At 43.1% G+C, this 11,284-nt stretch carries 9 protein-coding genes, 2 tRNA genes and 1 pseudogene; 1 reads left to right on the forward strand and 11 read right to left on the reverse strand.

The window, feature by feature from the left end; genetic code table 11:
- From QAS77_RS06955 to QAS77_RS06990, 8 genes and pseudogenes are all read right to left on the reverse strand, one after another.
- Nucleotides 1-455 (reverse strand): annotated as a pseudogene (locus tag QAS77_RS06955) (phosphoadenosine phosphosulfate reductase family protein); the annotation flags it as partial.
- A gap of 103 nt (nt 456-558) precedes the next feature.
- A complete protein-coding gene (gltA, locus tag QAS77_RS06960; RefSeq protein ID WP_250867639.1) occupies nt 559-1,926 on the reverse strand; it encodes an NADPH-dependent glutamate synthase in 1,368 nt (455 codons plus the stop codon).
- Entirely contained in the window at nt 1,917-2,768 is an 852-nt protein-coding gene (locus QAS77_RS06965; protein ID WP_250867641.1) for a sulfide/dihydroorotate dehydrogenase-like FAD/NAD-binding protein, read from the reverse strand. Before QAS77_RS06965 ends, gltA begins: the two co-directional genes overlap by 10 nt.
- A 225-nt stretch (nt 2,769-2,993) precedes the next feature.
- Nucleotides 2,994-3,066: transfer RNA gene (locus QAS77_RS06970), tRNA-Asp, on the reverse strand.
- Between the two features lie 79 nt (nt 3,067-3,145).
- Nucleotides 3,146-3,254 (reverse strand) — tRNA-Tyr (locus QAS77_RS06975).
- Nucleotides 3,255-3,506: 252 nt separating this feature from the next.
- Entirely contained in the window at nt 3,507-3,749 is a 243-nt protein-coding gene (locus QAS77_RS06980; protein WP_305064609.1) for a hypothetical protein, read from the reverse strand.
- A 124-nt stretch (nt 3,750-3,873) separates the two neighbouring features.
- The gene (locus tag QAS77_RS06985; RefSeq protein ID WP_250867644.1) at nt 3,874-4,389 is read right to left on the reverse strand and encodes an ArsR family transcriptional regulator; all 516 of its coding nucleotides are present in this window, start codon (nt 4,387-4,389) and stop codon (nt 3,874-3,876) included.
- Between the two features lie 89 nt (nt 4,390-4,478).
- Nucleotides 4,479-5,204: a sugar phosphate isomerase/epimerase family protein gene (locus QAS77_RS06990; protein ID WP_305064610.1), complete on the reverse strand. Its 726-nt coding sequence runs from the start codon at nt 5,202-5,204 to the stop codon at nt 4,479-4,481.
- Nucleotides 5,205-5,499: 295 nt separating this feature from the next.
- Between QAS77_RS06990 and QAS77_RS06995 the strand changes: the two genes are divergently transcribed.
- A complete protein-coding gene (locus QAS77_RS06995; protein ID WP_305064612.1) occupies nt 5,500-8,019 on the forward strand; it encodes a PKD domain-containing protein in 2,520 nt (839 codons plus the stop codon).
- Nucleotides 8,020-8,532: 513 nt separating this feature from the next.
- On the opposite strand, the gene QAS77_RS07000 is transcribed toward QAS77_RS06995, so the two are convergent.
- The 3 genes from QAS77_RS07000 to QAS77_RS07010 all read right to left on the reverse strand — a co-directional run.
- The gene (locus QAS77_RS07000) at nt 8,533-9,699 is read right to left on the reverse strand and encodes a DUF7289 family protein (protein ID WP_305064613.1); all 1,167 of its coding nucleotides are present in this window, start codon (nt 9,697-9,699) and stop codon (nt 8,533-8,535) included.
- Entirely contained in the window at nt 9,693-10,121 is a 429-nt protein-coding gene (locus tag QAS77_RS07005; RefSeq protein ID WP_305064614.1) for a type IV pilin N-terminal domain-containing protein, read from the reverse strand. The genes QAS77_RS07000 and QAS77_RS07005 overlap by 7 nt, the downstream gene beginning before the upstream one ends.
- Nucleotides 10,122-10,134: 13 nt before the next feature.
- The coding region (locus QAS77_RS07010; RefSeq protein WP_305064615.1) for a type II secretion system F family protein at nt 10,135-11,284 on the reverse strand (1,150 nt) is incomplete at its 5' end.

An 11,284-nucleotide genomic window follows, 5' to 3' on the forward strand; every position in this document is an offset into this window, starting at 1 on the left:
GTCCTGCTTCCGATCAGACCATGAAATACCTGTGCTCCTGCTACCGATATCTCGAAGCGGTGTTCCATCAGGGACATATCAAAAAGAAGAGTGCCGATATCCAGACCGTCCACTATGACCTGAGCGGTCTTATCCTCCCCGGAGATCTTGTTCAACAGGACCAGCCTTTCCCCCAGAGGATCACGGCCAAATTCAGAAAGCAAAAGATTGCCGAGAAGTTCACGTTCATACGGTGAACAGAACCTTATGTCACCAGGCCCGGATAGCCTAATTTCAAAGATCTCGCCGTTGCAGACACCACACTTCTTATCAAGAAGCGGAACATTGCAATCTTTACACCAGTATATTTGAGATGTCTCGTTAGACACCTGGTTCCTTGAATGCTTTTTTTTATCAACTACACCTTTTCTGGAAGGCATCTTGTGAATTCGGGCATCGCTCTTTTTCAAATGCATTGAATTCAAGAATAGAACAGGCAGGTATTAAATACTTCCATATGGACAGAGCAAAAAACAAAAAAAATAGATGGCAGATCAATAGATCTGCCATACATAGAACTTATTTTGAAAGGTAGTTGTTGATAGTATCAGCAGCCAGCTTACCTGCGCCCATTGCACTGATAACGGTTGCTGCACCGGTCACGGCATCGCCGCCGGCACAAACGCCTTCAATGGATGACATACCCCCCTCATCTACGACAATTGTGCCCCACGGCGTAACCTCGAGACCTTTCGAACCATCGAAGATGATGGGGTTCGGTGAAGTGCCGATGGCCATTATAACAATATCAGCATCGACTATGTGCTCAGAGCCTTCTACGACCCCAGGCCGCCTGCGTCCTGACTCATCAGGTTCGCCAAGTTCCATCCTGACACATTCGACGCCATTGACAGACATGTTCTCGCCTTCGATGATACGCACAGGATTGGTCAATAAGCGGAATACGATACCCTCTTCCTTTGCATGCTCGATCTCCTCACGCCTTGCAGGAAGTTCCTCATCGCTGCGTCTGTATACAATGCTGACCTCATCTGCACCAAGTCTCAAGGCACTGCGGGCAGCATCCATTGCCACATTACCGCCACCTACAACGATAACGTTGCGGCCTCGCTTTATTGGTGTGTCGAAATTATCATTGTATGCCTTCATCAGGTTCACACGGGTAAGGAACTCATTGGCAGAATAGACACCATTGAGGTTCTCACCCTCTATCCCCATGAACTTTGGCAGACCTGCACCGGTTCCGAGGAAGACCGCATCGAATCGGTCAGTTAGCTGATCAAGGGTCAGTATGCGACCGATAACGTAATCCATTTTGATATCAGCGCCGAGCTTTCGGATATAATCCACCTCTTCCTTTACAATGGCCTTTGGAAGCCTGAACTCAGGAATACCATAGATCAGTACACCGCCTGCCTCATGCAAAGCTTCGAATATGGTAACTGAATGACCTGCTCTTGCAAGGTCGGAAGCTGCCGTCAGACCTGCAGGGCCTGAACCGACTATTGCCACGGTCTTACCGGTAGATGGTGCTACAACAGGGTCCTTTACACCAACTTCACGCTCACGGTCCGCACAGATCCTTTCAAGGCGACCAATGGCAATTGGTTCGCTTTTCTTTCCGAGGATACAAAGTTTCTCACACTGCTCTTCCTGAGGGCATACACGGCCGCATACAGCAGGGAGAGTGTTCGTATATTTGATGATATTGATAGCTTCCTGGAAGTCGCCTTCCTTGATCTTTGAGATAAAGCCAGGAATATCAATGTTCACAGGACAGCCTTCCACACATTTAGGGTTCTTGCACTCGAGGCAGCGCTCTGCTTCAAGGATAGCCTGTTCTTCAGTGTATCCTAAAGCGACTTCATCGAAATTAGTGACACGGTCTTCAGGAGCTTGCTGCGGCATTTCCGGTCTTATTGACATTTGCAATCATCTCCGCAGCCTTTCTGGGACTTTGTGATAGCATCAGCTTCTTCTTTACGATAGAAGGACAGACGGCTCATCAACAGATTGAAGTCCACATCCTTTGCGTTGAACTCAGGGCCGTCCACACAAGCAAATTTAACCTCACCGCCAACATTGACACGGCAGCCACCGCACATGCCGGTACCATCGACCATTATTGGATTGAGGCTAACGAGTGTCTCAACATCATATGATCCAGTAACCCCTGCAACTGCACGCATCATGATAGGAGGACCGATAGCTACTATCCTGTCGATATGTTCCTCACCATCAAGAAGTTGCTTGACAAGGTCCGTTACAAAACCATGGTGGCCCTTTGAACCATCATCAGTGGCCACAAGAACCTCATCACTGGCAGCGATCATCTCATCTTCAAGTATGAGCATGTCCTTATTGCGTGCCCCGATAATGGAAATAACCTTATTCCCAGCTGCGCGATATGCTTTTGCCTGAGGATAGATAGGAGCGATACCAACACCGCCGCCAACAAGCACAACAGTACCGAGCTTTTCGATCTCGGACTCTTTGCCAAGAGGCCCTACAAAATCAAGAAGTTCCTCGCCGGCGCTCATCTTTGCGAGCTGTTTTGTAGTTTTTCCCATTTCCTGGAAGATGATGGTGACAGATCCCTCATCTGAGTCATAGTCTGCAATTGTAAGAGGGATCCTCTCACCGGCTTCATCGATGCGAAGAATAATGAACTGCCCTGCCTTTGCAGCCGCAGCCACATCGGAAGCCTGGATGTTCATCAGGTGCACATCCGGCACCAACTGACGTTTCTCTATTATTTTGTATGCCATGTGATCACTTTCATGCTACAGTCGGAAGTAAGTGTACTTTATAATATTATAATATTGTTTCTCGAGAACTGCTCATATAATATAAGGCTTTCTCAAAAATGCAAAACCCGAATCAGAAGGCAGTTTTAAAATTTTGAAAGAAAAAAAACCAATGAGATTAATAATAACTCAAAATTTACAAAAAAAAGATGGGTTTTACCGGCATTTTCAGCCGGTAAATTTGTACGCCCGAACCGGGATTCGAACCCGAGTCGGAGCCTCGACAGGGCTCCATGATAGGCCTCTACACTATTCGGACATTGCGTTTGTTTGCTGTGTGAGCACACCCTTAATACGCTGCCAGATATATAAACCTTTCGCGAATTTAGGATGTTAAGTCCCGCCTCCCAGACTCGAACCGGGGACATCGCGGTGCCTGCGCGGTATGTGCGACAAGTCGCATATTCCATACTACAGCCGCGCACTCTACCACTGAGTTAAGGCGGGTCATACTGAAATCAGCATCATCCCATCCCACTTGTGTGAGATACAACCCCTCCATAGATATAATAATACTTATTCTTTTCGCCGCCTGAGCAAAAACAAAGCAAAGAATAGACTAAATGGCAATGAAAACTACCAGAAAAGCGTGCTAAGTCAAAAAGAAAAGAGTGTAAACAACAAAAAAATAAAAAGAAATGGCAGTTACAAAGCCTATCCCAAATAACTGCCCACTTATACAAACTGATTTAGTCCTTCTCAGAAGGTTGTGACGTCGCCGTTGACAACCATATCAGTGATCTTTGCGATCTCCTCAGGATCAAGTGTTGCCCTCATAGTATCCCGTTCACAGCGGTTTGAGCAATAAGCACACTCCCCTGCGCAGGAATTTGATAATAATGTCTTATAAAGCTGTATGCATCTTCCATCGGGACCGAACGCATGGCAGACCGCACTCTGGTTGCAACTGTCATATTTAGTTCCTGAGGAGAGTAATTTCATTCTCTCCGATAATGTCAGGTGTTGTTCGTTCGTTCTTTCAGCAATCATCAATTGATAGATTACAGCGTAGCCATATAATCGCCAGCCAAGCGAAGTGAAAGTATTATTTCTAAAAAAGAGAAGATCATTCCTTCACATGTATATCAAGTTTGATCTTTGTTACAGGCTCCAGCTTCTTCCATTCTATTGTCGTGTCTTCCTCAAGAACACAGTTCTGAACGGATTTTTCCGAGAACTCACCGTTTATCTCATAGACGTAAAGGCCTTCTTCACCATCGGTCGAAACGATAACTTCACGATCGCCTTTTTTCTGGACTTTGATAGCCGCAACTCCACGAAGAGCATCAAGCAACGTTGTACCTTTTTCTACCTCTATTGACTTGGTAGGTGCGAACACGTTCATAGCAAGATAGATATTCTCCCTGTTAGGCTTCAACACGTGGGTTTTCCCGAAGATCTTTCGCTCAACAAGATCAGCCTCTTCCAATATTTTAGCGTGTTTTGCAGCCACAGGTACGGAAATACCCAACATCCTGGCAAGTTCAGAGATGTGACGTTCCTCCTCATCAAGAAATTCAAGCATCCTGATACGTGTATCGCTTCCCAGGGCATGGAATACTTTATTATCTAACTGACTCATAAATGTAAAGAGATCTTTTTGGTATATAAATGTGTTGTCACAATGTTAACTCTTTGCTCATTTTTGTTATGTAATCGCGGAGCAGAGTTTCATTTAGTGCCCATTCTTTTAAGTGCTTCCAAACTTTTGAGCACATCCTCTTCACACTTATTCCCTATGATCTTAATTGCTTTACTTTTGTTAAGCAAACTGGAAAATGATGGAAAATCCATATTTCCTCCACCAATAAAGAAATGGTCATCAATTTCCCCATTATTATCGTGCAAGTGAAAATGTGAGATCGAGTACTTCATTGTCAGTAAATTATTAAGGTTCCCCCGTGTGTTCGCATGCCCAACATCCAGAGTAAAACCATTATCCCCAAGATCAATATCCGGATTCCTGAGCAAAAAGCAATCCCATTTTGGCATGTTCTCGATACACATCCTGACACCCGTATCCCTTGATATGTTCTCAAGGTCAACAATTGACCTCTCAAATGCCCTCTGTGCATGCATCATATCCACAGGATAGGAAAAATATCCGGGATGGACCACCAGAATATCGGAATCCAGTTCATTGCATATACCAGCCAGCTGTTCGACCAGACTGATAGCTGCAAGACGGATAGGTTCTCTCAGGCTGGAGAGGTTCATATCAGTACCAGGGGCATGGACAGTATACTTCAGGTCATAGAAAAATGCCAGTTCTTCCTCACGGAAGAGATCATGTAGCCCTTCAGAGAAGATCTCAGCACAATCTGTCATCGGTTCAATTTTTTCAAGTGCTTCCGAAAGTGGAAGCTCGTGAAAAGCAAAGGATGAGATACCTATCATATAGCTATCCCCATACCTCACTACTAAGTAATCAAATCTATTTATGTTTGCTGAAAATTATCTGCAAAATTGATCCTTTGAAATGAGGTCACTTAAAAGAATATGGCTAAGATTTCCATAATAATAAGTGATAGAATTAAATTGATTTTAAAAGTATTACTTTTTTACCCTCAACCACCTCAAACGATCATCATCATGGCCTTATTTTGAGTTCGTTTATTCAAAATCGTTATATATTTAGAAAACAACAGTGACTATTCTAAATTATAATTATGATATGTATAGGTGAGAACAAATGGAGAGAAACAAAACAAACGTGCTTTTTAACAAAATAACTATTATCTTATTAACATTGATGTTATTATCCATTCCAGCCGCGGCATCTACTGGAGATGAGATAACAGTAACACAATCACTTTCTACGACCACAGCCAGTCCAGGCGATACAATTGATGTTACTGTTCAGATGACAATGAATACTCCGGTAACAGCACTCACATATCAAGCAGATGCTCCAGATGGCTGGACGGTTTCATGGCAAAAAGATTACATAGCTGAATTCAAATCCAACACCTCCGAATGGATATGGTCTTCAGAGTACCCAGCAGGATTTACCCGTAGTATTACATACCAACTAGAGATACCTGAATCAACATTCGGCGGAACCTACACGATCACAGGAGCAGCATCTGGTTATGAAATAACTCCAATAGCCACAACCGGACAGACACAACTAACCGTAACAGGACCAACCCCCCCGCTTCCAGAAGCTGACTTTGAGGTAAATGCTACTTCAGGAATTGAACCTTTGACCGTCCAGTTCAACGACCTCTCGACAAATACTGATACATGGGCATGGGACTTTAACAATGACAGCATCATCGATTCAACTGAACAAAACCCTGTGTATGAATTCACAAACCCCGGAATTTATACAGTTTTCCTTAAGGCAAACAATTCATATGGAGAAGACACTGAAACAAAAGAAGACCTGATTACTGTTTCCAGAGACACAGTTGAAGTCTACAGTGGTACCGTTTCACTTTATCCGGATGAGAGAACTGCTCTTGGAGCACTTAATGGAACAGGAATGGAAATTGGTTTTGCTGATAATGGCATGGTTGATTCAATAGGCGGCTATGCGGCTGATAGGGATAACGAAAGTAACTATTGGCACCTCTATTTAAACGGTGCTTATTCCATGACCGGAGTGGCAGAGACTGTCGTTGAACATGGCGATGTTGTTAAGCTTATCCTCGCAAGTGACGATCCTGTTACATGGGCACTGAACGAATGGGATGTAAAGGCTACCGTGACTATCAATGTTATTGACAAAATATCCCCTGTAGCAACGTTGATCTCGATCACACCGAACCCGGCTGCTGAAGGTGAGGAGGTCACATTCAACGGAAGCGGAGAGGATGACGATGGCGCTGTTGTAGGCTACAACTGGACATCCAGTATTGATGGTCCGTTAAGCACCTCTGATAATTTCAGCACTTCAGATCTTTCGATCGGAACACATACCATTTACTTCAAGGTACAGAACGATATCGGACATTGGTCCTATGAAGTTCAGGACACACTTGAGATTATTGATGACATCGCCCCTGTGGTCACTATCGATGAAGTTGCAACTCCAACAAATGTGAACAATATAATGATCACAGGTACTTTTGTAGAAAAGCACCTTGACCAGATCACAGTAAATGGCATAAACGCTACAATTGGAGATGGCACATACTCAGCAAACCTGACACTTGAAGAGGGAATAAACACGATTGAAGTGATTGCTACCGACACCACAGGTAACACAGATACTGAGACAACACAGATCGTGCTTGACACAATTGCACCTGTGATCTATTCAACTTTCACCCATAATAGCACTCATGGAATGGTTGATGTAACATCTTCTGAAAACATTGCAGAATTAGAAGTAAATGTTAATCCTAATCCAATAGTGATTGTTCCTAACGGCGATCTTATGTGGACCGGATCATTCCTGCTTGACGGTGAAAATACATTCAATGTCAGTGTAACTGGTACTGACACTGCAGGCAACATTGGCATGAGTAATTATACAGCCATTATAAGAACAGTAGAATTTGTAAACGGAACTGTAGAATTCAACAACAGTACGCTTGGCACATCCATCGTATTCAATGCTGCGAACATCACCAGTGCTAGCATTGTTGTGACAGAAAGTATGGAACCAATGGCAAATCTGACAGATGAATATGTAGGATTCCATTTCATAAATGTAGAACTTGATAGTAATCTTACAGAAAATATGGAGAATGCTACGATCAGAATACCAATACCAGAAGACTTCCCTGAAACAATAAATAAACACGATGTTAGCATCCGTTATTACAATGAAACAACATCCGAATGGGAGCCACTCGACAATGAGACACAGGTCGTTGTCATTGGTGATAAAGAATTCTGGGTTGTAGAAGTATCACACTTCTCCATCTATGCAGCAATAGCAGATGTCCCAGAAGAACCAGCTGAAGTCCCAGAAACACCAAGACATTCCTCAGGTGGTGGCAGCAGTTCAAGAGCCAGCATCATCAGCAGCATTACTGAAATTACAGATACTGAAGAAGAAGTGCAAGCACAGGATAAAGAGGAAAGTACGCCATCTGGTGACCAGACCACATCTGTCGAGTCCGAAACAACAGCTCCAAGTGTCGAATCTGAGACGGAGGACAATGAAGAAAATGCCAGGAACGTGCCTATGATGGATGGCGTTCTAGGAACATGCGCTATTGTCGTTGTTGGCATGTATCTCAGACGAAGAAAAGACTAAGCGAAAAACACTCGAAAGGAGACAGTTTAGTCTCCTTTTAATTCTTTTTTATTTTTACATAGCTACATTTTTGATATCGTTTTTTCTAACAAAATAAATATCCTGTCTTGAGTTCCCATGAACATAAATTCTTCAGGATAAGACAGTCGATGTGACCGTTCAGTTGTTCGAAGGCCTGGAACAGGTCAATAGAAGAGAAAGATTGCCTCCGAGTCAGGTAGTAATTTGTTCACTTACAACTACACATCAATTATATGGATTTTAAAGAACCACGACAAATCGACATCGAATGAAAAATATCAGAATAGATGTTAACGGTTGTGAGGAGATCCTCTACAAATTCAAGTGTTTGGTTCCAGAACCTTAAGCCAAGCACTGGATCAATGAAAAAAAGAAGAAGAAGAAGCTCGACCGGATATAGAGATCGAGGTTTAGAGCCATTGAACAGATCCTTCCAAATGCCTGACCCCCCAATATTGAAAATCGCTACAAGCAATAAAGAAATCCTAAATATCAAGGGAGGACTACCTCTACCTCCCTTGTTGTTATCCATACTGTTTTATTATGGAAAGAAGGAATGTAAACCGTACCATTCTCGACCCTTGTATCATTGGTCATTAAGATCAGGTATTTTTTCCATGCATCTGCCTGATCTGAACTTATGTCCATGCGAATATTGCTAACATTGGAATAAAGATAATCCTCACTGTCAACAACCCGAAGAGTGACGAACGAATTCCCATTCCCGCTGAGACTGGATTTTTTACCGGTAATATTGAACACAGACATATGCAGTAAAGAATCATTGTTCTCAAAGGACATGAATGGACAGGACCTTATCTCCGAATTGCGGCCTTGCTTAAGAATTACTGCACCATTCTCAAAGATCAGTTCCTGATCGATCCAATAATTATTAGAGGCCCTGTATTTGAAATAGCCCGTACTTATGTTCAACGTTTCGTTCACAGGCGTGTAAGTTGCCTGAAAAGAACCATTGAAGGTCAAGGATAAAGGAAAAGCTTCAGGATCATTGTAAGCATTATTCAGGATCACAGGTAATTCAGATTGGTTCATGTTCAGAAGATCCATGCCAAATGTGTTCCCGAGTATCAGGGAGTCACCCATGCCCCCGGACCGTAATGTGATCCTACCACGAGAGGAATTATTAGCAAATGTCTCAGTTACCAGAGCACCGTTTGGATATACAAATATTGAAGTCCTGTTCTCAGTACTGTTATTGATGGAGACCGTATACTCACCTGCTTCCAGATCATCGGTCCACATCCTTAAGGATGAAACATTCGTGATATTGTGGATAGTAGTGAAACCTTCTACATCCTTACTTACCTCAGAAATGTTTTCCAGGGATATATTGATACTACTGCCACCCGGATCCAGAGTTATTATCCCACTCGAAGAAAGCGAGGAGTAAAAAGGCAACCCACCATCCCCAAGAGGAATGTGAACTACACCACTTGAAGTGTCAGAACATGCTTTTGCAGCAAATTCACTAAAGCTCTTGTGAACCTCCTGCATATGATCGATCTCGTGCTCTGCAGCAAGAGCAGGAATATAATAAGCACGTATAGCCGTAACAAAGGTTGTGAGAACTACCAGAACAAGAAGTACTGATACCACCGCTGTTATTGCCTGACGGTCACGGAACAAAGCAATTACCATACAGGCCTCACCTCTGCTGTTGCAAGAACTGCTCTGGGGTGTACTACATAAATTTCTGTTATGTTCGTAAGGCTGGTATTCAAATGAAGCGTATCACCGAACTTCCAGTATTCCATATAAGTATCATTTTCCCATGAACCTGAGGTCCGGTTCATCTTCCATACGGAGTATCCATCATTCAGCTTTATTTCAGGGTATGTCCCACTTGCATTGGAGACCAGAATTTTTATATATGTGGAATGTACCGGATCACCACCAACATGCGTTATATCGGCCGAAGATGACGTTACATTGGTTATTTCAATCTCAATATAAGGCACCCTTTCATCAGGCATATTTCCATATACTGCCATTGAGAGCACGGACACCAGCGTTACTGCTATTGCAAGTTTCAACATTTCCCCAATAATCTCTGAGACCATTTTTTATCACCACTCAATAACCCATTAGTATAGTAAAGGATGCATATGTCAGCAACAAACAAAGAATGGAATGCTTTAGTCCATACAGGATGCTACCTTCAGCCATTTCGCCAAGTATAAGACCTGAAAAAAAGCCAAGTATTCCACAAGTATTGAACATCGTCGTCTTTATGTGCTCCACATCAAGCAAATTCTGTCCCCCAAGACTGGTAACAGAAGGAAGGAACTGGGTGGAGAAAGAATAGCAAACATACAAAAATGTTCCAAATGCGAGATATACCGTTGCGATGTAAATAATACTGGTTTCAAGTCTTTGTTTTCTCAAAGACAACATGTTCTCAGCATCCTCTGCAGCGATCAACAGGACATCCCTTGTATCCTCACTTACAACACTGGCATTTACAATAAGAGTGATCGCGCGCCGTAGTGAAGGAGTGGCTATACGATTCTCAAACCGTACCAGTGCATCTTTCATCTCGCCTCCCCATTCCATATCAAGCCATATCCTGTTTATTTCCCCTGAAAGGCGACCTATATCCGATTTCAAGAGCATGCCTATTGCATTGTTCAATGTCAGACCCATTTCGTTGATCTCTGCAAGGCGACGAAGGAAATCGGGAACCGCTTTATCGAGCTTTGCAAGCGTCCTCATCTTATATTCATAAGCTGCTGCCACTGGAAGAAGTGCAAGAAGTGCTGAGAGGAGGAACTGCTTGTTGATGCTTAGATCAAGGTAGATGAATGGTATCAACATCAGAGGAAGACTTATGACCGAGGCCTTGAGTGGCTCTCTGAGAATAGGTTCAAGAGGGTTTTTCAGTTGCTTTAAGATCTTCTTATAGAGTTTCTTCTTGTTGTAGAATTTTAATTTCGTTGCATACTCATTTTCATTTATCTCTTCTTCATCTATAGACATTGATCTTCGCAAGACCACCTTATCGACATATCTCATCCCAAGGTCCTCTTTGGGAGATATGGAGTCCAGCAATATTATTAGTGCAATTGAGCCGATTGGCAATCCTATGTAAAGGGCTTGAAACAGGTAAGGTGCTTGTTCCAGATTGAGCAAACCTATCGTCACAAGGGTGATCAGAAGAAAGATTGGAACCGCCACAAAGGCTACAACATAGACCTCTGAGATCAGTTCAAGAGTCTTCAGGAAC

It is taken from the genome of Methanococcoides sp. (assembly GCF_030594565.1).
Classification (GTDB): Archaea; Halobacteriota; Methanosarcinia; order Methanosarcinales; family Methanosarcinaceae; genus Methanococcoides; species Methanococcoides seepicolus.

Bases quoted from the DNA above. Each gene is read 5' to 3' on its own strand.
- QAS77_RS06990 (WP_305064610.1), bottom strand. From the start codon at position 5,204: ATGATAGGTATCTCATCCTTTGCTTTTCACGAGCTTCCACTTTCGGAA.
- QAS77_RS07005 (WP_305064614.1), bottom strand. From the start codon at position 10,121: ATGGTCTCAGAGATTATTGGGGAAATGTTGAAACTTGCAATAGCAGTA.
- QAS77_RS06980 (WP_305064609.1), bottom strand. From the start codon at position 3,749: ATGAAATTACTCTCCTCAGGAACTAAATATGACAGTTGCAACCAGAGT.
- QAS77_RS07000 (WP_305064613.1), bottom strand. From the start codon at position 9,699: ATGGTAATTGCTTTGTTCCGTGACCGTCAGGCAATAACAGCGGTGGTA.
- gltA (WP_250867639.1), bottom strand. From the start codon at position 1,926: ATGTCAATAAGACCGGAAATGCCGCAGCAAGCTCCTGAAGACCGTGTC.
- QAS77_RS06995 (WP_305064612.1), top strand. From the start codon at position 5,500: ATGGAGAGAAACAAAACAAACGTGCTTTTTAACAAAATAACTATTATC.
- QAS77_RS06965 (WP_250867641.1), bottom strand. From the start codon at position 2,768: ATGGCATACAAAATAATAGAGAAACGTCAGTTGGTGCCGGATGTGCAC.
- QAS77_RS06985 (WP_250867644.1), bottom strand. From the start codon at position 4,389: ATGAGTCAGTTAGATAATAAAGTATTCCATGCCCTGGGAAGCGATACA.